Raw genomic sequence first — 25533 nt, 5'->3', positions numbered from 1 at the left:
TTTTTATTGTACTTTTTGAACATCCTTTTTTTATGCGTTTTTTTCTGCAATATGTGTGGCGTGATCCATCACCCGTACGAAAACACCTTTATTAATAGGGTAGCCGGATTCTGTTATTTTCACTTTAACAATTTTACCAATTAAATCCGGTGAACCTTCAAATTGTACTTTCATATAATTATCTGTATAGCCAATAAGCTGATTATTTTCCTGCTCACTTGCATGCTCCTCTGGAATTACTTCCAATACTTCATCTTCGTATTTAGAGGCATATTCTTTTGCAAGCTGATCAGATAATGAGATTAAGTCATGGACGCGTTTTTCTTTCACTTCATCTTCTACTTGATTATCCATTCTGGCTGCCGGCGTACCAGTTCTTCTGGAGAACGGGAATACATGAAGCTCGGCATAGCCGATTTCTTTAATGAATTCATACGTCTCTTGGAACTCTTCATCTGTTTCACCAGGAAATCCGACAATGACATCCGAGGTAATTGCTAATCCCGGCAGTGCTTTTTGTATCTTTTTCACTTTTTGACGGTAAAAGTCTGTCGAATATTTACGGCGCATTCTGGCTAATACCGTATCTGATCCAGATTGTAATGGAATGTGTAAGTGGCGGACAATTTTTGTACTCCGGTCCAGAACGCGGATAACCTCATCCGTAATTTGACTAGCCTCAATAGAGCTGATCCGGATGCGTTCTAAGCCTTCCACCTGCTCCAGTTCTTCAAGGAGCATTGCAAAATTATAATCTTTTAAATCTTCTCCATACCCTGCCGTATGTATTCCTGTAAGTACAAGCTCTTTATACCCTGCTTCTACTAATTTATTTGCCTGTCCAATCACATTTTCAGGGTCCCTGGAGCGAAGCAGACCTCTTGACCAGGGAATAATACAAAATGTGCAGAAGTTATTGCAGCCTTCCTGAATTTTCAACGATGCCCGTGTGCGGTCTGTAAAAACAGGAACATCCATTTCTTCAAACACACGATTTTTCATGATGTTTGATACTCCGTTTACAGGAGCTTTTGTTTTTTCATGCTCTTTAATGTAAGTAAAGATGTTTTTACGCTCCTGCGTACCAACAACGACATCAACACCAGGTATCTCCATAATCTCTCCAGGAGAGGTTTGCGCATAACATCCAGTTACACAGACTACCGCATCAGGATTATTTCTGATTGCACGGCGGATTGTCTGCCTGCTCTTTTTATCGCCTGTATTGGTAACTGTGCATGTATTGATAACATAAACATCCGCATCATGATCAAAGTCTACACGTTCATAACCCTGTTCTTTAAACATTCTCCAAATGCCTTCAGTTTCGTAGTGATTTACCTTGCAACCGAGTGTATGGAAACTTACGGTTTTTGGCAATTTTTCAGCCATTTATATATCATCCTTTCATCAAAATCTTTATTATAACTTCATCGTATCTTATATTATCATAAAAGATTAGAAATAGAATACTAAAGAACCTTTCTATCTTAAATATGATGAATGATTTTTTATTTAAACAATTAATTCCACTTTATTCTTCAAAGAGGACTCTTCTATTAATTCCGCCATCTCATTTGAACACTCATTCAATTGTTCATTTAACTTGCCACTTTGAAAGTTCTGATATATTGTTCCTTAGAAAAGACACTAGGAAGAAAGACAAAAAGGAATGGGTTGTTAAAGAAAATAATCATGAAAGTATTATTTCCAAGGAAGAGTTTATTCGTGTTGGAAAAATATTAGATGGTAATTACAGAGGAAATCTCCACATTCAACGGGAAAATAAACATGATCATATATTTAGTAAGAAATTGTATTGTGGCAAATGTGGTAAAATACTGTTTGCTGCTTTAGATAGTCATATAATTGAAAAGCAAAAAAATAGAAGCAAACAAAGGTTATACTACAAAAATTTTGAGGATACAATTCCACAATATTTAAAAGAACATGGATCTGCAAAAAGGATAGACCTTCAAAACCTTACAAATCTAAATCGGGTTGCAACTACTGAATTATTAAATGAATTAATTTAAAAGGGTTTAATTGATAGACGCGGTATCTCAGTGGCTATTCGGTATTACTTTTAAAAAAGGAAACAATAAAAAAGGGATTTGGGGGTGATTTCCCCCACTCTTCTATCTCAAAGGCGAGGGCGATTGCCCATACGCCTCTGTTTCTATGAGAAGGCTCTGTTAATGAGGTAAGGCTAAACTTCTGATATTCATGTGTCGTCCTCGATGTGCAAACGACCGAGCGGGCGCGCCTTTAGCGCCTTGATGTCAACGGCATCGCTATTAATCAGGCCTCGTTGCACGAGGGTGTCGATAGCCCGGCTGCGTAGCATCAGCAGACGCTTGACAGTCTTCTCGTCAAGATCCTCAAGAGCAATCTCCTGCACCTTCATCTCCGGGAGAGGCGACATCTGGACGAGAATGAACAGCAAGATGGCAAGGCCCATCATCACGTAGGCCGGCAACATCATGAGGCCCATGTCCACACCCTCGCGAGCCGCCAGCGTGTACGCCACGGGAATCCCGAGTGCGCCGAACACGAAGACAATCGTCATGGTCAGACGTAGGCCAGGCGTCCGCTTGCGCCCTTCCCGCACCCAGTCCACAAGCAGCACAACCACGCCGAGCGCTGCAATTGCGTAGCAGACAGAAGCGAAAGGAATGTCTCCCGCGTCCCTAGGGGTCATACGCCCAAGACGGATTGCACGATCATCGCCCAACAGCGCAGCAAACCCGCCAATCGACGCCAGCCAAGGAACAAATCCGACGAGAAACGCCCAGATTTTCTGCAGAGCCGAACTCTTCGTCCACTTAGACGCATTCATTCGATGCGCGACCACGTGGGCTTCCAACACATCGAGGCCGTGTGGCTCATACCGAGACACACTCCGCGCCCACATGGAAGGAGGCAGTGGATCCGGCCCGATATCAGGCAACTTCATCTGTATGCTCCCATGAAGCCTGTAAAGATTCATACGATTTTTCCCGGTATCTTCTATCTTTCAGTGCTTTTTTTGATAATTCTTCATTATTTTGAATATCCTTCCCCATATCTATCGGGTATTGTTCTAACATTTTGACCGGATCTTCTGCCTTATCAGTCATTGTATTCAATTCTGAAATGACATTGGTTTTCATTCTATTATATAATTGAAACATACAAATCCTCCTCTTAGAATAAGTAATGTACGATTTGTTCACAGTATGAAATACGATTGATTTTGCAAATAGTTTCGTTTGAGGCGTTTCTCCAGATAGTTTAGGAAATAGACGTTTATTCTTAAGTGCTTTTAGGTATGTTTCTGAAAAATAATGTGGCAGCTATTCGGTATTATTCAAAGAAAAAAACCAATAAGAAGGAATTTTTGAGGTAATTTCCACAACCCTTCTATGCCTTGACACTACTAAATTCTGTAGCAATCCTAAGTGAGTTTACTAGAGGGCAACCGAAAGTATGAAAACTGACGGTTTTCGGCAGCTTTTCAGCCATTTATTTATCATCGTTTCATTAAAATTTTTATAAAAACTTCATCGTATCTTATATTATCACAAAAGATTAGAAATAGAATACTAAAGAACCTTTCTATCTTCACATCAAAAGGTGAATGGTTCTTATAAATTACATTATAATCTTTCTTCGTCGTCATCAACTAGTTGAATTTCAACCTTTGTAACTTTTTCTCACCATTGCTTCAAGTTTTCGTATGTTCCACAAACTTCATAGCAGCCATTTCTTAATCCTGATGGAAAAACAACAGCTCCCCCCACGGCACCATCATTAAAAAGAAGAGATTCCCCATGCTCACTATACATAGTTATTTCTTTACCCGTATTTCTCGAGCTAAAAATTCAATATTTTCAGGTGGCATTGCAGTTTCATCTTTATCGTATAGATAATTTAAAATTATCTGCTTTGAAGCAATTTTTCATTTCTTGATAATTTAAATTTTCAAGCTCTCATTTCTCCCACTCAAGCTCATCATGCCATAATTTTCATGTTTTTCTTTTGCTAGTTCTTCTTTAGCAAAATTATAGAACCTTCTCCTTCTTAAACACTCCGTTCATTTTTGTGGATTGTCTCTATATTAACAAAAGAAATTATGGTTAAACAAGACTTTCACTAGACAGAGAAGTTTTATATAAGACCTCTACTGAACATCTTCATAACTGAATTTGGTCTTAAAAAGTAAATATCAAGAGCAAAAGCCATTGATACGATTAATTGATAACTGTTTATAAAATTACAAGTTATGTTTATGTTATAATCGAATAAAAAAATTCAATTTATTAATAGAAAAAATATTACAAAAATTTTTCCAAATCCTATTATAAAGAATAATATAGCAATGTAAAGAATTGCTTTTATTATTTACAGGTTTACATGGAAACAGTCGGATTACAGAAGGACTCTATTTGTGTGTCACTAAGGAATGTACAGCTTAACTTCATTTGCGAATGCTTTATAAGCATTTTCTAATCAAGACAGTACACCACAAAGGAGGAGGCAACATGCACCCTAATGCAGTTCAACAAATAATTCAAGGTTACTTACTGTCTGGAGAAATAAAGGCTGGAGAAACTATTAATCAGTCATACAATGGCCTGTGGATAGGAGGCAATGACAATGACCAATGATCAAGACAACGTGATGACCAGCGACCGGACTGAGCCGACGAGGTCTCTTGGGTGGTATTTTTCCGTGTGGCTTCTCACTGCCTCTGCGTTGGGGATGCTCCTTGTATCGCTTCCAGCTCTGCTCGATGGCGATCCCGGCGAACTGGAAGGTATTGTCGTCTTCCCCTCTCGAGAGCTGATAATTTTCTGGGTCATCTTGACGGCGGTTGCAGTGATTCTGGCTGATACGGCAAGCACTTTGCGCCGTGCACCAGCCGCACAGCGAGTCTTCGCATACAGTGCTGCTGGTGCAGGTGTCTTGTCGTTCAGCGTATATGTCTGGATGGTCTGGAGACTCAAGTCAGCTCATGCTTCCTTCATTGATGCGGGTGCCGACGCGGTGCGGAAGTGTGCGAGGACGCAAGAGCAATATGCAGCGATGGATTGCCTGCCTGAAGTGAATTTTCCCGACATACAGTGGGCTGCCCCTGCAATGAGTCTAACAAGCGTGCTTATCGCAATGGTCGTTGTTCGAGGAAGATTCTCATGGCCTGCTGGTGCGATGATCGGCGGCATTACCGCCCTGCCTGGCTGCCTGGTCCTCCGGTTTCTGATCACCAGTGATGAAGTAGAGTCCAGAATTGGCTGGAGCGGGCTGATCGTACCACTGCTCATGTTTCTGATTGCGGTGCTGTGGCTAGTACGTGCTCGTGGGATTAGACCCTGGACGACATTCATCGCAGCAGTCATCACGTTTATCATTGGCATTGTGATTTTGACATACCTGTCACAAGCGGAGCGGCTGCCATTTGACGCCCTTGCCCACACCGTGAACGACGGTGCAGCGGCTGTCGTTGTGCTGCTGTTCTGGGTGGGAATCAATCTCATCGCGACTCATATCGCATGGCTCCGTCATCCAGACCGGACAGCAGAGAACAGACCCCCGCGGCCATGACAGCCAACGGGGTTCCTGCGTCAACATTTGGTGAAGTAGTGCATTAGTTATCCCTACTCACTACTTCGCTATGAAGTTTATATAATCTTTTATTTACTACTGCTAATCATTTTATTGGATTTAGATTTAATATACTGTTAATCCCAAAATCATGGGAGCAAAAAAATGAAAAAAACGTAATATTATTCTCAATTGCCAAAGTTGACTGGATAGAGTGAAATCTTTTCAAATAAAGATTTCACTCATACTCAAATTTTAATTCTCCTGTAAGTTTTAATCAATAATACGATTAAGGATGTAATCTGTAATATCGAATGGTGGTGCCAACTTAATCACCAACTTCATTAAAATAAAAATTTGCTACCATTCAATTTTCATTTAGAATTATAAACTGTCATTATTATACTAAACTATTATTTAAGCAGATGCTTTTTGAACCCCCCTTCAACATTTCCTTTTTTAAGACCAAATATAAAATAAATATTCTTGTCCATTTTTAACCGGATTAGCAGCCAATTCATATCCATGCTTGACTACCTCTTCAGGAATATTTCTAAAAGAGGATGGACAATCAGTTATAATTTGTAGAAGCTCCCCTTTGTTCATATCCTTTAGTGCATCAAGTGAATAAATTACTGGGTATGGACACGATTCACCTCTTAAATCTAATGTATAATCAACCTGCGCTTTTATCTGTTCCAATATAATCTTCCTTTCTATTTTTTAATTTATATGTTTTATAATACCTTTTTTCACATATAACGATAATAATATAAGCAATTAGAAGCATTAAGAGAGTTGCTATAATAGCTCCAACAGGGCCGATGGCAGCAGTTAAATTAATTCTGGATCCACCCGCAACAAGTATATTATAAGCACCAAGATGATCCCAAGCATAAGCAAGTGCTGTAACTCCAATAATGTTCCCTACGAATACAACCAGATAGAGGATTTGGCCCTCCATTAGTCTGTACATCATGCCTGTTTCACAGCTGCTTGCCAGAACAATGCCAAGACCAAATAGTAAACCACCAATAAAGGTACCCATAGAAGCAATTTGTGTAATTGGTTCCATGCCATAGTAGACAATAACAAACAGAGTAATGACAGAGCTTACTGCCATGGCAATAATGATTGCTTTTGCCATCACGCCTCTACCTGTCAGCCATAAATCACGGAATGCAGAGGTGAAACAAATTTGCCCTCTTTCTATTAATATACCAAAAATCGCACCAAAAATTGCCGCAATACCGAGCAATGATTTACCTGTTATAAAGAAAAATAAAATGAGCCCTATATACATCAGTACGATAATCCCGCCAACGTAAGGCTGAATCTTTCTATTTTTTTCAGCAGATGGATTTTTGCTTCCTTTTGTTAAAGAAGGTTTGCCTTTCCACCATTTTGTTTTTGTAATTTTTGCTCCTAGATAGGTCCCAATCCCTGTGGCAACGATAAATATCCACGAATGGAAGGAAAATTGAGGAACGCCAGTAAAAAAAGCTGCCAAATTACAGCCCATCGCGAGACGTGCACCAAATCCGGCAATGACCCCGCCAACTAATCCCTGTACCAGGCGCCGTTTTTGCTTTGGGATACGAATCTTAAAATTGTTACTAAAAAGCACCATCATTAAAGCGCCGATAAACATTCCCCAAACAATCCAGCCATCAGATCTTGAAAACGAAGAGCCTTGCATATGTACCAGGTCAAAATATGCCCAGTCTGAAATGTCTACACCAAAGAACTGCAGGACGTGACCTCCTAAGCGGGTGAACTCGCCTGTTACTGCCCAAACGGTGCCAGTAATACCGAAATAAATGGCGCTGAAAATTCCGGCCAGAACAAGTGCGACATATGGATTCCAGTAATTTTGAAATATTGCTTTTATAATATTCATATTCTTCCCTGCCTATTCTAATAAATCATTCTATATAATTTTAATAATACTTCCTTAATTTTTAGGAATATAGGTTTTCTTTTCTTTTTAAATGCTGATATTCCTTCTTTATGATCTTCTGTCTCTTTAATTATCGAATAGTGAGAAGATATCAAATCTAAAGCTGATTCTAATTCCATCGTTCCGGCATAGCGGACGGCTCTTTTAGTCATTCTAATTGCAACTTGTGGTCCTTCAGCAATCTGTCTTGCCAATTTCAATGTCTGTTCCATAAATTCTTCTTTAGAATAAATATGATTAGTTAATCCTATATTTAATGCATCCTCCGAAGAAATAAATTTACTTGTCCATATCATTTCAAATGCTTTTGCTTCACCTGCTATAAGTGGTAAAAAGTACGCCCCGCCATCTCCTGGAACTAATCCAACTTTAACATATCCTTCGCTTACCTATGAATTATTCACTATTGTCCGATTGCGGAAATATTATAATTTGGCTTAACCATATAATTGTATCAATCTTTATTCCAAATTGCCAAATTTTATTTCAAAGCTATACCTATAACAAAATTTTTCGCGCGAACCTGATTGCAAAATTCTTATTTTGTAAAAAACACTATTTATTATTTGCATTTCTAAATCACCTAATGCAATAGCTGCACTATTCCAGAAATTTACGTTCATTTTCTCTCTCCCCTCAGAGTTACATTGTTTGGCGCTCTACAGTTTCTGCTATTAACAGGTTTTTACTCATCACTTTCATCGGGAGACGACATCCTCTCTGGGCTAAATTATGGTTAATTATTCATCCATTATGTATTTTTATGGTTGGTGTATATACTTCCTTCTCTCCCTCAGTTTAGCATTGAAACATAACCTTTATTCCGTTAAAGCGCCAGATTGAAGTAATTACCTACACGGAGAACATTTATAACAACTTTATCAAGTATTCTTAGCTAATCTGAGCATTTTTCTGCCAATAAGCCAAATAATGATGCTAGTTCCCCATAATATTAACGATGACCCAAAGCCAGTAAATGACCACCACGCAATAATCTCATGATTCCAAAGATTTAAATTTACGGGTACAAAGAGTATTGTTATGATCGAAAGAAAGCACAAAAGTGCACCAGTAATATAATAGACATTGACTTTGAAAAGATAAGCCAATGGAAGAAAATGTGCTCCGACAATAAGCGTCATCACAGGAAAGAAATACTCAAAATGATTGATGGAGCCGCAGATTACACCAGCAGCAGCGACCAATATAAATTCAAGTCCAAAGATAATGTTAAACCACATGCCTATTCGCTTCGAACGCTGAATACCTGATTTGCGTGAATAACCTGGCAGCTTTTGAGATGACCTGATCAACGTGTACCCACAAACAAACAGAACAATACCAATGACTATGACAAAAACTGGCAACCAAGGATTTCCCCATCCCCGAAGCCCCCCAATCCCAATTCCTGCCCACGCCGTACCAAAAAACGTCATTAGTAAAACACCTGTAGCCGTCCCTCTTAATGCTGCTTTTGAAACAACAACTTCTGACAAATGCAACACGCTCCCGTTCCTGTATTTTCTACTTAAATAGCTGCTCAATTTTTAACTAAACCTCAAAATCTTTTTACCGCTTATTCCATTAGTTGGCCCAATTGGTGAACTTTTTGATCAAACTTTTTTACACATTTTTAGTAACAGTCTCATGCAGATTAACCTTATATTTTTAAAATTAACCGATTAACATATGTCTCTTCTTATTGGAGTAAATCATATTCAGCAGTTACTATTATTGCAAAAGGTAAATTTGAGAGATCACCGATAAGAAAAGGCAATATCAATATTATGACTCGCGGCGCCTTTCCTATATTACTCGTGACATGCAGTTGCATAAGCATGAAATCAGCAAGATCCGCACGTGAGCTCGTTGGAATACAGGAATGCTGTTCAATGGTTCCCCGCTTCTGTACCCTCCTGCCTGGGTGCCATTTGTTAAACTGGGAGCACGGTCAATCGTCCAGTCCAGATTGCTGTTCTTTATAATCTGTTACTTGATCTCATGGTCGGCAACTACATTACGGAGGAATTGAACAACGATATATTTAATAAAGAAACCCAATTCTTTACAGCCTTCCCATTGTTAACAATATAGACCGATTGCGGAAATATTGTAATTTAGCTTTTTAATGTAATTGTATCAAACTTTATTATAAATTATCGCCCTTTATTTCAAATCTATATTTATAACGGAATTTGTCGCGCTCACCTGATTGCTGAATTTTTATTTTGTAAAACAGCCTACTTCTTATTTAATTTTCCAAATCAACCTAATGCAGTCACTATTGCAATAGCTACATAATAACCAGTACTTCTTTATACCCTTTTTGTAATACTTCACTCCCGCCCAAAACAGCTGTTCCCTGGACTCAAATGGTTTCAAAATCTTCCATTCCAATCAAATGGAACAAGTGAGCACTCCACCTGTATAATAATTATTAATAGTGAATATTGATCCACTGGATTGAACGACAACTGTACTTTTTTATCCATCAGCAGGATTTCATCTTCGCATAGCAGGAGGTGCTCTGACTGCAACGCCTCCAGTATACTAGCGGCCTTTCTCTCATTCGAAAGTTCAAAATACTACGGGATTGGCTCTCTAAATGAAAATATATTATGAGCGGACTTTGAAACTGATAAGAAATTAGTTGTTATTGTTTTTAAAAATATTTACTCCCCGTTTTTCCAAAGCTTCTATTGCATCCTCAACAGGCAATTTGGGAAGACCAAATTCATTATTGACAACACTTCGAATATCGTAAAGATCGGCTAATTCACGTTTTTCAACCTCCCCATTGCTATATCGAATGCTTAGCATATTATTGACTAGGGAAAGTGAACGATTTTGCTCCAGTTGCCAAATTTGACAACGTAAATCAGATGTAAAAAAACCATTGGGCTGGAAATATTTTTGGATTGCTGGCTGAAAATCATCAAATTGATAGTTTTTCCGAGTGTCAAAAGACCAAATCATATGATTAAGTAATTTCCCATCGACATAACGATAATATTTATACGTTCCAGGTTCATCCATTGGACGAAGTTGTACTTCAATTCCACCAAATTGCGAACGATTCATGGGATCCGATTCTAATTTAACTGGTTCAAAAAAAGGAGCTCCATTCCCGGGATCAACATACATTTCTTCATTTTCATTCGGAAGCTGAACGAGCAGAGCAACATGCCCACCGCCCAAAAAAGTATAACGGCACTGGAAGCCAAGTTGCTTTAACAATTGATGAAGACTGCTGTTAATCATATAACATGTCCCCCCCATTTGATATTGATATAACTGTCTAACAAACTTTTTTTCATCTTGAATTAATCTGCCTTTTTGATGATATTCATCAAATTGCAATAGCGTACTAATATTTTCAAAGGGAATTCGCTTTAAATGCGCTGTACATACTTCAGTTAAATATGGCAGTGAAGGTTCTCTGACTGGAATTTGAATATAACGTAAATAATCCTTGGCCCATTGAGGTAAATTTTTATGATTTATAATATCAATCACACTCCCTGTCTATCCTATTTGACCTGCTTTTGAAATCGTGCATAGTAACAAAAGAAAATGACTAAACTCTTCTGTCATTTTCTTTGTGTTTTGCCTAATTCTCTTCATTGAGTTTGTTACTTGTCATACCTTTACCCTAAAGCATGGATCAAATTTTGATAAGAGGGCACTTTAAAGTGCCCTCTTATCAAGGCATTGCACATTGTGTATAGTGAAATTGCAACATGCAATAAAAAAATCAAAAGAGAGGAAAATACCAATGTCAATACCTAAGGAAACAAAACAATTTTTGGACCAGATAGCATCGTTCCCGCCAATGCATCTTATGACGCCGGAAGAAATTCGTAAGGCTGCCGTGGCCACAGCCATCACCGGAGATATTCCCATTTCTGCTGTTGAGGATGTTGTATTACAGGGGCCGCACGGAGAGTTAACTGTTCGTCTTTATCGGCCGTCAGGAGATTCTGATCTGCCTGTTATCCTGTTTTTTCATGGAGGTGGTTTTGTATTTAATCGAATGAACGACTATGACCCGATGTGCCACAAAATGGCTGCTTCAACAGGAAGAGTAATTGTGTCGGTAGATTACCGGCTTGCACCAGAGTATAAATTCCCAGTGCCAGTCGATGAAGCGATTTACGCTGCAGAATGGCTGTCCTCGCATGCGAAACAATACGGATTAGACGCTGAACGCATTGCAGTTGCCGGGGAAAGTGTTGGTGCGACACTGGCTGCGGTTGTAGCGCAGCAAGCGCGTACGAAGAATTCTATAGCTGTTCAATATCAAGTACTGTTATGTCCTTTAACGGATTGGAAGGGGGACAACGATTCAAAGAAAAAGTATGGAGATGGGTACTTTCTTACCACAGCCCTTTTGGATTACTGTGCATTACATTATTTAAATTCACCGGATGATCAAGAAAATCCACTCGCTTCTCCTATGTATGGAGATGTCAAGGATGTCGTTCCGGCTTTGATCATCACAGCTGAGCTTGATCCATTACGGGACGAAGGGGAAAAGTACGGACAAATGCTGATCGAAAATGGTGTGAGGGTGACCATGAGAAGATACCATGGAATGATTCACTTGTTTTATGCCATGACAGATGTCTTCAATGATGGCAATGATGTTTACGATGTCATTCGCGATCAGCTGTCTACATGTTAGTTCTTTTTCGGATTATTTTGATGTTCTTGTGCGCTATCGAATTTTCTTCTTGATTCGAGAACTGAATCGTAATGTGCATCCGTCCATCGGTGCAGAACTCTCATCGGTTCAATTAAGGTCAATCCCAGTGACGTCAAAGAATAATCTACAGCGGGAGGGACAGTTTCATATTCATGGCGGTGGACAAGGCCGTCTCTCTCAAGCTGACGCAAAGTCTGGGTCAGCATCTTCTTGGTTATCCCCTCAATTCGTTGGAGTAGATTACTGTAACGTAATGTTTCTTGCTCTAGTTCATAGAATACAAGCACTGTCCATTTACTGGATACGACTTCAAGAGCACGCCGATAATGACACGGTGATTCCTCTTGATACATTATAAGCACCAACCTTTTTTATACATGTATTAGTGAATTATCTATATAATACGCTGGCCCTAAAAAAAGTCAACAACAAATTTTTTGAATAAAAACGCCTTAAACGTGATCAAATCAGGAAAAAATGTGTCTCAAAAATATTGTGATTTCTATATTGAATTAAGCTACTTTTCCTTTCAAGATCGATAAGAAATTTGTAAAAAATTAATTATTTGCTACCTTTGATCTTCTGCAACTTTTCTTGTATATTATGAGAATTTAGATTTCCTCTAACAATTCACTAAAACGTTATTCAATTTGTTAGCAAATTCTTTATGCAATATTGAGTTGTAACCCCCATGACCTCCAGGAAATTCAATAACCTCCCTTCCTAACTGCTCTGTTAAGGCGACTGCACAGCGATAAGGAAAAAAATCCCGAGAATCAATTCCGCCAGCTGGAAGAATCTGAGTCGATGTAGATTCTAACGCTGTTTTTATTCTATCGATATTTAATGTATAGTTAAGAATTCCCGGAATCTCATACTTAGTGAAATATGTTGAAATTTATCCGCATCACCACCCCCACCATGGATCAAAAATAGCATCGGACCCGAGCCACGTATCTCATAGTAGATGTTTGCTCCGGGAACTTGTAATGTTCCATTTTTTATTACGGTCATTAGAAATTCATCCTTTCTTCTATTATTTGCTTTTAATTTACACTATCAATAGAAAATATAAAATGCAGATAATAACTGAGAAGCAAACTCGCCATATTGAAAAACACTGATCATGATGTCGATCAGTGTTTTAGTGTTCTTCATTTTGAGTAAACAATTTTTTTAATCGTTTCTACAGAAAGATGATATTCATCGGCTAATTGCTCAATCGTCCTGTCGTTTTGAAATGCTTTTTTAATAACAGCATTTCGATCATCGATCCACTTTCTTGTTCCAGAACACGTACCCCATTTTTGATGAGAGGTTTTAAGTTTAGGAATATATATTGTTTCTCCTTGAACATACTTTTGAATTTCTGATATCAGCTTTTCAGGTAAAATTGTGGTTGCTTTAATATACGTCATTTTGCCAGCTCCTTATTTTTTTTTAACGAAATAAGGTGCAAAGCCAATGTATTAGAAAGTCAAACCAAGGCGATTTTTATAAATCACCCCATACAAAGATTCGCCCTCCAGTAATCGACTTCGCATGGGGCACTTCGGGTATCTGTCATTCTTATCTTGCCTGCCATTTCCATCACCACCTCTACCATTTAGAGATAACTTCAAATTACTGGTTATGATTGAACGAAAAAAATAGAAAATTCATTAAACCCCTCAAACAATAGGAATTTCCTGCAGGAGAATCGTCTCATTTATCCAACAAAGGACGGCTTACTGGATGATTTTTTTCTTTTAATCATTTTACCTTGACTACCTATAATGATAATATTTTATGTTACTAAATACAAATGCCAGTTTTTGCTCCTCAGTTTGTCAAAACGCCTTTAAATGGCTTAATTTATCGGGATTAGCAACCATATAAATCGACCTGATTTTTTCGTCCTTTACTTCAACAGAAAGGACGTACTTAACATTTCCACTCACAATGATGACAATTCCAGGCCCCCCATTCACCTTAGCAAACTTGATTGAGAAGCCTTCGGGAAGTTTGTTTATGACACCCAGGAAAAAGCGTGCAATGTATTCAGCTCCGTATACTGGACGGGTAGCAGCAATAATTTTCCCACCACCATCCGAATAATAGACGGCATCTTTTTTTAATAACGCCAGGATTTCACTCATATTTCCATCTTGCACAGCTTGAGCAAATTCTTCCACGTATCCACTTAATTGACCGAAATCCTGCTTCATTGAATCTGGATTATGCATTATCCCCTTTTTTGCCCGATGAAAAATCTGCCGGCAATTGGCGTTGCTTTTGCCGACAATGGAAGCAATGTCATCATAGTCGTATTGAAACATTTCACGTAATAGGAATACTGCTCTCTCCACTTCCGTCAATTGTTGCAGCAGCAAAAGATAAGCAGTGGATACAGATTCCTTCGTCATATAGAAACTGGAGGGATCGGCTGAGTACTCCTCAACAAGTGGATCGGGAAGCCAGGTGCCAACATACACTTCACGTTTTTTCGCCGCAGAACGCAATTTGTCTATGCTGCGATTAGTCACGATTTTACATAAATAGGCTTTTGTATTTCGAATTTCTTCTGGATGATCTATTTTTTCCAACAACAGAAAAGCCTCATGAACAATATCCTCAGCATCCATGACATTTCCCAACATGCGATAAGCTAAAGAAAACAATAACGATTTATACGTCCGGTACAATTGTTCCGTCTCCACGGAAATCCCCCCTTTCTTATACAACAATATGGTTTCTTAGAATATGCTTGGCTGCCCGTTTTCCGCTCGCAACTGATGCATCTGTTAATAATTCTTCATCTCCCGCCCAATCTCCTGCTACGTAAAGACCTTTGATTTCAGGCACGTCTGGCCCCGGCGCCCTCCTCCTATCCGTACGGGGAAAATCGTGAACAACTGTCATCCTCGGCAAAAATTGCTCCGTAATCCGTTCCTTTCGCCAACCGGGTTGAAGGAGATCCATCATTTGTTCCAATTGTTCTTTATTGGCTTGAGAATCATATCTGTGATCACCTGGAAGGTGGTATTTTACCAAATGGACAACAACTCCATTTCCGCTACTTAATGTTGCGGCTCTTGATTCATTAGTAAAATAAATCGGCTGGTCAAGCCCCAATACAAACTGATGAGCCGGATCCGGTAAATGGTTTAAGCCCAGATCCAGACAAGTTGCTGTGACAGGCACGGCCTGCTCTTTCCATTTGAATAAAGAGGTGTCTTCTACTCCTTTTATTAGGCGGCAGGCTTCTTCAGGCGGGGCAGCAATGATTACATTTTCAGCCTCAAACGATTCACCGTTAGAACAATGCACCTTTTGAACATAGAGATTATGTTCAATCTCCATCACTCTGCTTCTGTAGAACATTTTTACACCCATACTTTCTGCAGCTTTCTTTAGTTCTGCGATGATCGTTTCCCATCCGCCATCTACATAAATAACTTCCTTCCTCATAGATCTTTGAAGTTGCTTTAATACGGGACCAATCAGTTGAAAATCCGGGGCATACGCATAGGTTGTCGTTCGGCTCAACGTATAAAAATGGTGCCTAACCATCGGACTCTTGATTTCTCGTTCTGCCCATTCACTTAAACTCATGACAGGCATTTTTCCTGCATTCATTTTCCAAATCCGAATCATTAGTTGTGCAAATTGTACTTTTTCATTCCATGAAAGCAGCGGAGATTTAAGAAGTGAACCAACTCCCATCGCCAATGGGTACACTTGATTTTTCCATATACCGTGAGCCTGAACAAAGGCATTCCCGCCATGGATACTGATGCCGAGCTCATTAAATGCATCCATGGCCTCTCCGTCAGTAAACAGTGCATGACCACCGATGTTAAACAACATTCCATTGACGTGATTGGTAATGGCACGACCTCCGAATTGATTTGATTTCTCAAGTAGAGCGACACGCTTACTTTCCTTAGCCAAATAATTCGCAGCAGTTAACCCTGATATTCCCCCGCCTATAATAACAACATCAAACTTTTTCATTTGAAATCCTCCTTCTTTTCTATACTCAAGACGTTTGAAGTCAGGATTCTGTGACATGCATCATGGAAGAAGTGCCTCGTTAATAATTGTTCTTATATTTATCAGCTTAGGTGAGTGATATATATTTGTAAATAGGTATTAAAAAAACCAAGAAAATCACTTGGTCTTTAAAATACTGGTGTTCTGGCCTAGGAGATGTCCGCTGCGGGAAGTCGCTTTCCGCGGGCAACGCCTCAGCCTCCTCAGAAGAAGACCACTTCTTACGGGGTCTTCATTCATGTCTTTACCTCGTCTTTTTTAACAAGCGTAAAGAAAACGATAAATCCAATGAACGTTGTTGAAAATAAAATAATTCCCATCGGTACCGCTGATGCCTCGGTAATACCCGCCAGCGGTGAAAAAATGGAACCAAGCAATAATGGAAGCATGCCTAAAACAGCACTCGCACTTCCTGCCCGGTGACCCTGTTTGGCCATTCCCAATGTAAAAGTACTTGTCAATATCATACCCATTGTAATCATATAAATAAAAATCAATATAACGATCAGCGCTAAAGGTCCTTCAATAATCGTCATGGCAAGTAATAAAGTTGTAGCTGCAAGTGCAGTTACAACAGCAGTATGAAGCAGCTTTTTTTCTGGAATGATGCCGCTGAAGCGCCCAATAACAAAGCTTCCGGTAATAATCGCCAGCCCATTAATACCAAATAAAATACTAAACATCTGTGGAGACACACCATAGATATCTTGATATATAAATGGCGTCCCGGATACGTAAGCAAAGCTGCCTCCATGAATAAAACCAACGACTAAGGCATAGCCGATAAAGGAGCGGTCTTTCAGTAAACTTCCCATCGTTTTTACCGAAGCTCCTGCTGAACTGGGGATACGCTTATGCGGCGGCAAGGTCTCTTTAAGCTTTATAGCTACAATGACAACGATAAGCAGCCCGACGATGCTTAAAAAGAAAAAGATACTTTTCCAGCTGGTTGAATTAAACGATAGAATAAAACCGCCAATCATCGGAGCAATCATTGGGGCGATCGCATTAATAACCATCAATAACGAAAAAAACTTCGTAAGTGCCTTTCCACTGAATACATCCCGTACAACTGCCCGTGAAAGAACAACCCCTGCAGAGGCAGTTAACCCTTGTAAAAAACGCATGGCAATCAATAACACAATATTAGGAGCTAAAGCACATAGAACCGAAGCCAAAGCAAATAGGAGCGTAGCAATCAGTAACGGCTTTCTTCTTCCCTGAGCATCACTTATGGGGCCGGCAAATAATTGCCCGATCGCAAGTCCCAGCAAACACGCTGTTAAACTCGCCTGAACAAGTGTTGCACTTGTATCTAAATCTTGAGCAATCTCGGGAAAACTGGGCAGATACATATCAATATTAAGCGGCCCTAAAAAAGCCAGCAATCCGAGAAGCAATGCTAATCCCAACCGGGTTGATCCCGTCGGGTTATGTTGTATCGTTACTTCTCTTTCAAATTTCAATCATTCTCACTCCTGACAGCTTTATTGCAGATACTATTAGACAGAGAAAATTTTAAAATTTATTCGCCCAACTGTCAAATCTTTCAAATACCGATTGGCAATCGATGTCACTATCAGGACTATTAAAAAGCCTAATATCTTTATCCTATTAAAGAAATTAAGCTCTTCATATTCGGTTAACCTATTCCATTTTTAATCTCTTTCTCTGGCCTGCTCTGTATCTTTAATATTTTTCTGCACCGCTACTGCTGAAAATAAACTAAGTACAAATGCCATACCATAGAATCCTTTTTCACTTAAAACGTTTCTGTCGGCATTATATAGATCAATTCCATTCCTGCGTTAAACAGACCGATAAGATAAGCAGATACACTAATGAATAAAGCTGCCCAGGCAAGAAACCAAAGCCCTACTTTGTTGTATATATAGCAAAGTAGAGCTTATCTAATCTAAAAAAACATACCAGCTATGGAAGCGCTTAATAAATTGGCTAATGTTCCTGCGATTACAGCTCGAATTGCAAATTTTGCTACAGTAGACCGTTTATTTGGTGCCATACCTCCAATTGTTCCGATTAGAATTGCAGTTGAACCAATATTGGCGAATCCACATAATGCAAAGCTAACGATCATATTTGTTTTATCTGAAAGACTTGCCATTTCAGGAATGAACGCTACATAGGCAACCATTTCATTAATAATTACCTTCTGACCTAGTAATGAACCAGCAACTAATGCTTCATTCATTGGAATACCCATAATAAATGCGAGTGGTGAAAAAATATATCCGAAGATTAATTCAATAGACAGCTTATCGTAACCAAAGAGACTCCCTACCCCTCCCACAAGTAGATTAACTAATGCAATCAATGAGATAAATGCTGCCAGCATTGCTCCAACATTCAATGCTATTTTTAATCCATCGCCTGCTCCTTTTGCTGCTGCGTCAATCACATTAGTCGGCTTATCTGAATCATCAATTTCAAGATTAATTTTATTGGCTGTTTCACTGATTTCAGTTTCAGGAACAATCATTTTTGCCATTAGTAAACCAGCAGGGGCAGCCATAAAGCTTGCAGCCAATAAGTATTCCAATGGTATCCCTAAAATGTAATAGCCAGCTAAATTCGCTCCAGAAACCGTTGCTAAACCTCCAGCCATAATGGTGAAAATCTCTGATTGCGTCATACGGCTAATATATGGTTTAACTGTTAAAGGGGCCTCTGTATGTCCCATAAATATATTTGCTGCGGCCGAAATAGATTCTGCCTTACTTGTTTTTAATAACCTTGAGAGTGCACCACCAAGATGTTTGACAATAAATTGCATGATGCCTAAATAATATAGAATAGAAATAAAGGAAGCAACAAAGATAATAGTTGGTAATACTTGAAAGGCAAAAACAAATCCGATATTTTCCCCTTCGAAAACCCCACCAAATAAAAAGTCTATACCGGCAGCTGACGAATCAATCATTTTCCCAAACACATTAGCAATCCCCTCGAGTACATTTTTTCCCGCTTCCCATTTTAAAACAATAAATCCAAAGAAAACCTGTAATGCTAATGCGATGCTAATGGTTCGTATTTTGATTGCTTTTCGATTTACCGAAACTAGCAATGCAAGTCCCAAGACGACTACTATTCCGCCTATTCCCCATAAGATATTCATCATTCATTCTCCTCCATTTGTAAAATCGAATACACAATTTTTTACCTTTTAAATGTTTACAATAAGAAGGTGTACCACTACATGCCACTAACTCTCTTCCGAATCACTGTTCATTTAGCTGTCTTTATTGATTAATTGCTGATATGCGATTGCGATTTCTGCTCCAACTTTGGCATTGCTCTTTACTAAAGCCATATTTGTTTGCAAACTTTCTCCTTTTGTAAGTTCATTTATTTTTTTTAATAAATACGGTGTTATATCTTTTCCTTTAACTCCTTCTTCGTGAGCCGATTGAACCGCCTCTTCAATATAAAAATTAATTACATCGTAAGGAATCTCCTGATCAGCTGGTACAGGATTAGCAATAAGCAAACCGCCATGAAGTGCTAATTCCCATTTTGTTTTCATTAATGCGGCAATCTCGTTTACAGAATCTAATCGGTAATTAGCAAGTACGCCGCTTTCTCTAGAATAAAAAGAAGCAAACTTATCCGTTTGGTAACCAATTACAGGAACACTTAACGTTTCAAGATATTCGATTGTCTTAGGCAAATCTAAAATTGATTTAGCGCCTGAGCTGACTACAGTGACAGACCGGTTGGATATTTCTATTAAATCTGCGGAAATATCCCAGGTCTCCTCTACTTTACGGTGCACCCCTCCTAATCCTCCTGTTGCAAATACTTTGATATTCACTTTCTCAGCGATCATCATCGTACTAGCAATGGTAGTTGCTCCTAATAAATTTTGTGATAAGGCGTAAGGCATGTCACGGACACTTACTTTGGTCACTGCCGAATCTGTTGCAAACCGTTTAATTTCATCACAGGACAACCCAACTTTAACTTTTCCATCAACCACTCCGATTGTCGCAGGAATAGCACCACTTTCTCTGATGATACGTTCCATCTCCAGCCCAGTTTGATAATTTTCCGGATAAGGCAAACCGAAGGATATTAATGTTGTTTCTAATGCAACAACCGGTAAATTATTCTGTATGCTTTCTTGTACTTCTTGCGATATTTCTAATAATTGTTCCACAATGATCACCTCTAGTTTTCTAATAATTCAGTTCGTAAATTTGGATAAACAGACTTAGTGGTTTGTAAAGTTAATTGGGAAGATTTCATTCCCAATTCACATGCTTTTTTAGGGGGAAAACCTTGAATAACCCCATAAATATAACCAGCGGCAAACGCGTCACCGGCGCCTGTAGTATCTACAACCTTTAATTTGCTGCCGGACATCATTTGTTCTTCTCCTGTAACGGAATAAAACACTCCTTTACCACCTAATGTAATAATCACATTGGTAACACCTTTTTCCTTGATTAATTCAGCAGCTCGCTTGCAATCTTCTACACTTCTTATATTGGTTATTCCTGATAGAAACTCAGCTTCTTTACAATTCGGAAAAATCGTATCAATTCCTGATAAATCATTTGGTAACTTTTCTGCATCTGACAGTGAAACTGGATCTAAATACAATTTAATTTTTTCATTACGGCATCTTTCAATAATAAAAGATAAACTCTCTCTAGATATATTTGTGTCTATAAAAACAGATTCCGTTGCTATGATATGAGACCAATTTTCCTCAATCATTTTAGGTGTAATATAGTTATTAATGTCAAGATCAGCTAACGCAATATACATATCTCCTTCCGTGTCTAAAACAGCTGTGTACGCGCCCGTTCTAACATCTGGTAATACTTTTACCAAGCTTGTATCCACTCCACTTAGTTTCGTCTCTTCCATTACCCACATTCCTTCTTTATCATTACCAACACAAGAAACTAATGATACAGAGACTCCTAGACGAGCTAAGTTCTCTGATATATTCCTTGCTACTCCACCGCACGACTCTGATTTTTTTACAGGGTTGGCTGTTCCAATTTGCAATTCTTCTTTTGCATGAACTTTACTATCATAATTCATTGTGCCAATACAAGTAATGGAATCTTTTTCTTTTAAAATATATGCTCTACCCTTTATTTCTCCTTTTTTACTTAAATTTGATATATATCCGGCTGTAGCAGATCTTGATAAACCAACTTTTTCAGCTAATTCTTGCTGGGAAATAAATGGATTTTGTCTAATATACTTTAAGATTTCTTTCTCCATGCCTTCACCTTCTCATTTCTATATTGTTATGACTCCATTTAAACAAAAGTTTGTTTATTAAACAGGTGTTTGTTTTTAATAACGTAACATGATTCTAAGTTTTATGCAAACGCTTTTATAAATAATGAATTATTATTTATAAAAATTACTGTCTTTAACAAATGGCATATATAAACCAATATTCCTTTAAAGATAACGGTTTAGGTCACTACTAATGCTTATGGATAATTTGGAATCATATCTGGGAATTTAACAATCGAAAAGTTTAGACAACATAAAAGTAATTGTTTAACTATATTAGTCTGTATCTAATTATGAAGGGGGGTAAATTATGCGTAGAATAATAGCTATATTGATTAAAAACAAAACAGACGATAAAAGATATTTGGAAAGAATCATAGGAAATACTGATTTGCAATCAAGTATAGGTACCCCCTGGAGAGAATATCTTCATCTGAAATACGATTCAACTGTTTTAATGAATCTCCATGATAAAGAGCTGCTGTATCATCGGCAACTCCTACAGCTTTCCCATATCCTTCTACACCCAGGATATGATTGTCCAAAACTGATTGACAAGCCGTCGTTAAAAGAGAAACAGTTCATACCCCTTTTTAATTTTTGCATCAGAATTTTTTTCTAAAATAAAATATTAGGCTGAATATATTGATTTACAAATTGAATTACATTAATATGATTTAAAAAGGGCTCCCTTTTTGGGGTGTTGAATCCTACCTTATTTTGCATGGAGATTCAATGAAAGGCATTGTTAAGCAAATTTCTTAAAGGAATGCTTAATAATGCCTTTTTCTTTAGTTAAATTTAAATAAATGAAGGCAAAGCAATTTTTATAGTCGAGGGGGATTATAATATGGATTTTAATACAAATGCAGCCACTATAAAGGTGATTGGTGTCGGTGGCGGAGGAAATAATACTATAAATCGTATGATAGAGCATGGAGTTCAAAATGTAGAATTTATAGCAGTTAATACAGATACACAAACGCTGAATTTATCCGAAGCGGAGAACAAGATACAAATCGGTACAACATTGACAAAAGGACTGGGAACAGGAGCAAATCCAAATTTAGGCGAAAAGGCAGTTGAAGAAAGCAAAGAGCAGCTTCAAGCGGCACTAAAAGGGGCAGACATGATAATCGTTACAGCTGGGATGGGTGGTGGTACAGGAACGGGGGCAGCTCCAGCTATTGCTCAAATTGCTCGTAAGTTTGATATACTGACTGTTGGTGTTGTAACTCATCCCTTTACGTTTGAAGGGAGTAAGCGTTCAACACAAGCATTAATTGGAATCAACGCGATGAAAAAAATAGTAGATACATTAATTGTCATTCCAAACGATCGCCTATTGAAGATTATACATAAAAATACACCTATCCTTGAAACATTCCGTGAAGCGGATAACATCCTGCGACAAAGTATCCAAGGTATTACGGATTTAATTTTAATGCCGGGTTTAATCAATGTTGATTTTGCTGACGTGAAAGCAATCATGTCTGATAAAGGTTCTGCTTTAATAGGAATTGGCAGCGCAACAGGTCAAGATCGTGCAGCCGAAGCTGTACAGAGAGCTTTATCCAGCCCGTTACTTGATACGTCCATCCATGGCGCAAAAGACGTTCTTTTGAAATTCACAAGTGGTACAAATTTAAATCTATATGAAATACAAGAAGCAGCAAATATTATTAGTTCTATCTCAGATTACGATTTAAATATGATTTTTGGTTCAGTCATTAATGAAAATTTAAACGATAAAATTATAGTGACCATCATTGCGACAGGTTTCGATGATCAAGATATTTTGTGATACTAAAATAAACATTTTCACTTCTTAACCTTAGAAATATGTTTAGATAAAGGGGAATACTTTTCCCTTTATCTCCTTATTTCTGTGGATAAAATAGAGCATTGCAGAATTTCTGCAATGCTTATACCTTACATTTATTATACGTGATTTCTTTATAAAGCGAAAATGATTTTAAAAAGATAGTTACTTAAGCTTATGAAAAAGAGAAGCTCCAATGATAGAATGCCCGTCCCAAAAACCAGCTTTGAAAGAATGACTATTGGCTTTTACCGATTATTATTAGCTTTTTCTAAATTAAAGATTTTATTTTCTATCGTTATATCAATCATCTTAATAATTTGTAGTCAGCACTTATTTAGAACTATATTAAATACAAACAAGTTCTGTAATAGAGTATTAAAGTGAATATTTTCACTTAAGCCAATTGCTGCTTGGCGAATTGCCGATACAATTCATGTGATTGACTTAACTCCTGGTGTGTTCCGCTTCCTGTAATACGTCCTTTTTCAATGAAAATAATATTGTCTGCATGAACGATGGTTGATAGACGGTGTGCAATGACAAAGGTTGTTCGTCCTTCCATTAAACGGGTCAATGCTTGCTGAACGACACTTTCTGATTGGCTGTCAAGACTTGCGGTTGCCTCATCCATCATAAGAATCTTAGGATCCCGCAGGAAAGCACGCGCAATCGCAATTCGTTGTCTTTGACCACCCGAAAGTTTCACACCTCGTTCACCAACTTCGGTATCTAATCCATGAGGAAAAGATTTAATAAATTGATCGGCGTAGGCCATTTTAGCAACTTCCCATAGCCGTTCATCAGGTATCTCTTCCCAGTTTTGTAATCCATAACACAGGTTTTCCCGTATCGTTCCTGCCATCATGGCACTTTCTTGTGATACATAACCAATTTGACTGCGCCACGATTTCATTGATAAGTCCCTGATTGGGGTATCACCAATCTCTATTTCACCAGATGTCGGTTCATAAAAACGTTCCAATAAACCAAACATTGTTGTTTTACCGCCGCCGCTCGGGCCAGCGAATGCTATCATTTCACCAGGCTGCGCTACAAAAGAAACGTCTTCTAAAACAGAATCATCTTCATCGTAGGCAAACGAAACATGATTAACGCGGACAGGTTTGTCAGCAACATCCATACTCAGTCCATTCTGACCTTCCTCCAATGGAATATCTAATATCTCGATAATCCGTTCTGTCGCCCCTTTTGCTTTTTGCAATTGTGTGAAAAACATAGCAAATGACGTAATTGGCATGATAATTTGGAAAAGGTATAGCAAGAAAGCAACCAGTGAACCGGTTGACATGGTTCCATTTGCAACACGCAGACCGCCATAAGCAATAATTATGACGATAACAAGCATGACCACAAATTGCATCAATGGAGCGATTAGCGCAAAAATCTTTGCTTCTTTAAGTCCAAAACCAAGTAAGTTTCCAATTCCGGATAATCCTTTTCCTTCCTCACTTTCTTCTGCATTAGATGATTTCATTAAACGGCTTTCACTGAGTGTTTGTTGAATGTTTCCGGTAAACACTGCAGTTTCATCCTGTAAACCGCGAGATATTTTGGACATCCTGCGGCCAAGAGGAAGCATAATTGCTACTGTAATCGGTACAGCGAGCATCATGATTAGCGTCATTTTCCAGTCCATAATCAGCAAAATCGTTATTGCACCAATAATGGAAATAATGCCTGTAATAAACTGTGGAAAGTGCTCTGAAATTAAATCCTTTACAATATTGGTATCATTGACTACCCGGCTTACTGTTTCACCGCTGGAAGTTTTATCGAAATAACTGACTGGCAGACGAATCAGTTTAATCCACATATTTTCACGCAGTTTAGCTACGATTTTCTGTCCAACGGCGGTGAGCAGATAAGTAGAAACTCCACTGATTACTGCCTGGAGCACAAACGCTGCAATTATTGCGACGACCAGGGTAACGCTTAAAGATGATACCGAGAAACCATCTACTAAATTCTTAGTTAATAGCGGAACGACAAGCCCCGCAATTGTTGTAAACACACTTGCAATCAGACCAAACGTTAATGCCAGTTTTGGAATGTTTGTAGATAAAATAAGAGAAATGAATGGCTTAATGCCACTTTGTTTATTTTTCATAACCTGTTACTCCTGTT

The 25533-nt window shown here is 38.4% G+C and carries 21 protein-coding genes and 4 pseudogenes; 5 read left to right on the top strand and 20 right to left on the bottom strand.

Features of this window, described 5'->3' with window-relative positions:
* Positions 1-30: 30 nt before the first annotated feature.
* On the bottom strand, positions 31-1392 hold the full coding sequence (mtaB, locus tag IEX29_RS14570; protein WP_188735101.1) for a tRNA (N(6)-L-threonylcarbamoyladenosine(37)-C(2))-methylthiotransferase MtaB: 1362 nt from the start codon (positions 1390-1392) through the stop codon (positions 31-33).
* Between the two features lie 104 nt (positions 1393-1496).
* On the opposite strand from mtaB, the gene IEX29_RS14565 reads away from it, so the two are divergent.
* Complete coding sequence (locus IEX29_RS14565) at positions 1497-2036, top strand: recombinase family protein (RefSeq protein ID WP_188735100.1); 540 nt, start codon at positions 1497-1499, stop codon at positions 2034-2036.
* 188 nt (positions 2037-2224) lie between these two features.
* Here IEX29_RS14565 and IEX29_RS14560 read toward each other — a convergent pair whose 3' ends face one another.
* Positions 2225-2956, bottom strand: coding sequence for a hypothetical protein (locus IEX29_RS14560; RefSeq protein ID WP_188735099.1), 732 nt, complete (start codon positions 2954-2956; stop codon positions 2225-2227).
* Positions 2943-3173, bottom strand: coding sequence for a PspA/IM30 family protein (locus IEX29_RS14555; RefSeq protein ID WP_188735098.1), 231 nt, complete (start codon positions 3171-3173; stop codon positions 2943-2945). The genes IEX29_RS14560 and IEX29_RS14555 overlap by 14 nt, the downstream gene beginning before the upstream one ends.
* A gap of 1350 nt (positions 3174-4523) precedes the next feature.
* Here IEX29_RS14555 and IEX29_RS27040 point away from each other — a divergent pair.
* Positions 4524-4649, top strand: coding sequence for a hypothetical protein (locus IEX29_RS27040; RefSeq protein ID WP_268239060.1), 126 nt, complete (start codon positions 4524-4526; stop codon positions 4647-4649).
* Positions 4639-5583 (top strand): hypothetical protein, encoded by a 945-nt coding sequence (locus tag IEX29_RS14550; protein WP_188735097.1) that lies wholly within the window; start codon positions 4639-4641, stop codon positions 5581-5583. The genes IEX29_RS27040 and IEX29_RS14550 overlap by 11 nt, the downstream gene beginning before the upstream one ends.
* Positions 5584-6042: 459 nt before the next feature.
* On the opposite strand, the gene yedF is transcribed toward IEX29_RS14550, so the two are convergent.
* The 5 genes and pseudogenes from yedF to IEX29_RS14525 form a co-directional block, all read right to left on the bottom strand.
* Complete coding sequence (gene yedF, locus IEX29_RS14545; protein WP_373290680.1) at positions 6043-6285, bottom strand: sulfurtransferase-like selenium metabolism protein YedF; 243 nt, start codon at positions 6283-6285, stop codon at positions 6043-6045.
* Positions 6260-7483: a selenium metabolism membrane protein YedE/FdhT gene (gene yedE, locus IEX29_RS14540; RefSeq protein WP_188735096.1), complete on the bottom strand. Its 1224-nt coding sequence runs from the start codon at positions 7481-7483 to the stop codon at positions 6260-6262. The genes yedF and yedE overlap by 26 nt, the downstream gene beginning before the upstream one ends.
* A gap of 17 nt (positions 7484-7500) precedes the next feature.
* Positions 7501-7905 (bottom strand): annotated as a pseudogene (locus tag IEX29_RS14535) (enoyl-CoA hydratase/isomerase family protein); the annotation flags it as partial.
* 519 nt (positions 7906-8424) lie between these two features.
* A complete protein-coding gene (locus IEX29_RS14530; protein ID WP_229720230.1) occupies positions 8425-9048 on the bottom strand; it encodes a hypothetical protein in 624 nt (207 codons plus the stop codon).
* 1141 nt (positions 9049-10189) lie between these two features.
* On the bottom strand, positions 10190-11059 hold the full coding sequence (locus IEX29_RS14525; protein WP_188735095.1) for an arylamine N-acetyltransferase: 870 nt from the start codon (positions 11057-11059) through the stop codon (positions 10190-10192).
* A 259-nt stretch (positions 11060-11318) separates the two neighbouring features.
* Between IEX29_RS14525 and IEX29_RS14520 the strand changes: the two genes are divergently transcribed.
* Positions 11319-12227, top strand: coding sequence for an alpha/beta hydrolase (locus IEX29_RS14520; protein WP_188735094.1), 909 nt, complete (start codon positions 11319-11321; stop codon positions 12225-12227).
* Here the strand turns inward: IEX29_RS14520 and IEX29_RS14515 are convergent.
* The 11 genes and pseudogenes from IEX29_RS14515 to IEX29_RS26750 all read right to left on the bottom strand — a co-directional run bounded on the left by IEX29_RS14515 (position 12224) and on the right by IEX29_RS26750 (position 22108).
* Positions 12224-12601, bottom strand: coding sequence for a winged helix-turn-helix transcriptional regulator (locus tag IEX29_RS14515; RefSeq protein ID WP_188735093.1), 378 nt, complete (start codon positions 12599-12601; stop codon positions 12224-12226). The two genes, IEX29_RS14520 and IEX29_RS14515, sit on opposite strands and share 4 nt — an antisense overlap.
* 269 nt (positions 12602-12870) lie before the next feature.
* Positions 12871-13262: pseudogene (locus tag IEX29_RS26755) on the bottom strand (alpha/beta fold hydrolase).
* A gap of 140 nt (positions 13263-13402) precedes the next feature.
* Complete coding sequence (locus IEX29_RS14510; RefSeq protein ID WP_188735092.1) at positions 13403-13666, bottom strand: CD3324 family protein; 264 nt, start codon at positions 13664-13666, stop codon at positions 13403-13405.
* Between the two features lie 411 nt (positions 13667-14077).
* Positions 14078-14947: an RNA polymerase sigma-70 factor gene (locus tag IEX29_RS14505; RefSeq protein WP_188735091.1), complete on the bottom strand. Its 870-nt coding sequence runs from the start codon at positions 14945-14947 to the stop codon at positions 14078-14080.
* Positions 14948-14963: 16 nt separating this feature from the next.
* Positions 14964-16244, bottom strand: a complete 1281-nt coding sequence (locus IEX29_RS14500) for a phytoene desaturase family protein (protein ID WP_188735090.1) — start codon at positions 16242-16244, stop codon at positions 14964-14966.
* A gap of 275 nt (positions 16245-16519) precedes the next feature.
* Complete coding sequence (locus IEX29_RS14495) at positions 16520-17725, bottom strand: Bcr/CflA family efflux MFS transporter (protein WP_188735176.1); 1206 nt, start codon at positions 17723-17725, stop codon at positions 16520-16522.
* 216 nt (positions 17726-17941) lie between these two features.
* Positions 17942-18082, bottom strand: a pseudogene (locus IEX29_RS14490) (YiaA/YiaB family inner membrane protein); the annotation flags it as partial.
* 116 nt (positions 18083-18198) lie between these two features.
* Positions 18199-19419, bottom strand: a complete 1221-nt coding sequence (locus IEX29_RS14485; protein WP_188735174.1) for a NupC/NupG family nucleoside CNT transporter — start codon at positions 19417-19419, stop codon at positions 18199-18201.
* A 114-nt stretch (positions 19420-19533) separates the two neighbouring features.
* Positions 19534-20460 (bottom strand): pseudouridine-5'-phosphate glycosidase, encoded by a 927-nt coding sequence (locus tag IEX29_RS14480; protein ID WP_188735089.1) that lies wholly within the window; start codon positions 20458-20460, stop codon positions 19534-19536.
* Between the two features lie 11 nt (positions 20461-20471).
* Positions 20472-21542 (bottom strand): carbohydrate kinase, encoded by a 1071-nt coding sequence (locus IEX29_RS14475; protein ID WP_188735088.1) that lies wholly within the window; start codon positions 21540-21542, stop codon positions 20472-20474.
* A gap of 395 nt (positions 21543-21937) precedes the next feature.
* On the bottom strand, positions 21938-22108 hold the full coding sequence (locus IEX29_RS26750) for a hypothetical protein (RefSeq protein WP_229720229.1): 171 nt from the start codon (positions 22106-22108) through the stop codon (positions 21938-21940).
* 305 nt (positions 22109-22413) lie between these two features.
* Here IEX29_RS26750 and ftsZ point away from each other — a divergent pair.
* Positions 22414-23358, top strand: a pseudogene (ftsZ, locus tag IEX29_RS14465) (cell division protein FtsZ); the annotation flags it as partial.
* A 424-nt stretch (positions 23359-23782) separates the two neighbouring features.
* Here ftsZ and IEX29_RS14460 read toward each other — a convergent pair.
* A complete protein-coding gene (locus IEX29_RS14460; protein WP_188735085.1) occupies positions 23783-25516 on the bottom strand; it encodes an ABC transporter ATP-binding protein in 1734 nt (577 codons plus the stop codon).
* Positions 25517-25533: the final 17 nt, after the last annotated feature.

The sequence above is a fragment of the Oceanobacillus neutriphilus genome (assembly GCF_014645515.1).
GTDB classification, from domain to species: Bacteria; Bacillota; Bacilli; order Bacillales; family Amphibacillaceae; genus Oceanobacillus; species Oceanobacillus neutriphilus.
Note: the sequence above shows the minus strand (reverse complement) of the source record. Positions and strands in the feature narration are given on the sequence as shown.

Bases quoted from the DNA above. Each gene is read 5' to 3' on its own strand.
- mtaB (WP_188735101.1), bottom strand. From the start codon at position 1,392: ATGGCTGAAAAATTGCCAAAAACCGTAAGTTTCCATACACTCGGTTGC.
- IEX29_RS14565 (WP_188735100.1), top strand. From the start codon at position 1,497: ATGATGAATGATTTTTTATTTAAACAATTAATTCCACTTTATTCTTCA.
- IEX29_RS14560 (WP_188735099.1), bottom strand. From the start codon at position 2,956: ATGAAGTTGCCTGATATCGGGCCGGATCCACTGCCTCCTTCCATGTGG.
- IEX29_RS14555 (WP_188735098.1), bottom strand. From the start codon at position 3,173: ATGTTTCAATTATATAATAGAATGAAAACCAATGTCATTTCAGAATTG.
- IEX29_RS27040 (WP_268239060.1), top strand. From the start codon at position 4,524: ATGCACCCTAATGCAGTTCAACAAATAATTCAAGGTTACTTACTGTCT.
- IEX29_RS14550 (WP_188735097.1), top strand. From the start codon at position 4,639: ATGACCAATGATCAAGACAACGTGATGACCAGCGACCGGACTGAGCCG.
- yedE (WP_188735096.1), bottom strand. From the start codon at position 7,483: ATGAATATTATAAAAGCAATATTTCAAAATTACTGGAATCCATATGTC.
- IEX29_RS14520 (WP_188735094.1), top strand. From the start codon at position 11,319: ATGTCAATACCTAAGGAAACAAAACAATTTTTGGACCAGATAGCATCG.
- IEX29_RS14515 (WP_188735093.1), bottom strand. From the start codon at position 12,601: ATGTATCAAGAGGAATCACCGTGTCATTATCGGCGTGCTCTTGAAGTC.
- IEX29_RS14510 (WP_188735092.1), bottom strand. From the start codon at position 13,666: ATGACGTATATTAAAGCAACCACAATTTTACCTGAAAAGCTGATATCA.
- IEX29_RS14500 (WP_188735090.1), bottom strand. From the start codon at position 16,244: ATGAAAAAGTTTGATGTTGTTATTATAGGCGGGGGAATATCAGGGTTA.
- IEX29_RS14485 (WP_188735174.1), bottom strand. From the start codon at position 19,419: ATGAATATCTTATGGGGAATAGGCGGAATAGTAGTCGTCTTGGGACTT.
- IEX29_RS14475 (WP_188735088.1), bottom strand. From the start codon at position 21,542: ATGGAGAAAGAAATCTTAAAGTATATTAGACAAAATCCATTTATTTCC.
- IEX29_RS14460 (WP_188735085.1), bottom strand. From the start codon at position 25,516: ATGAAAAATAAACAAAGTGGCATTAAGCCATTCATTTCTCTTATTTTA.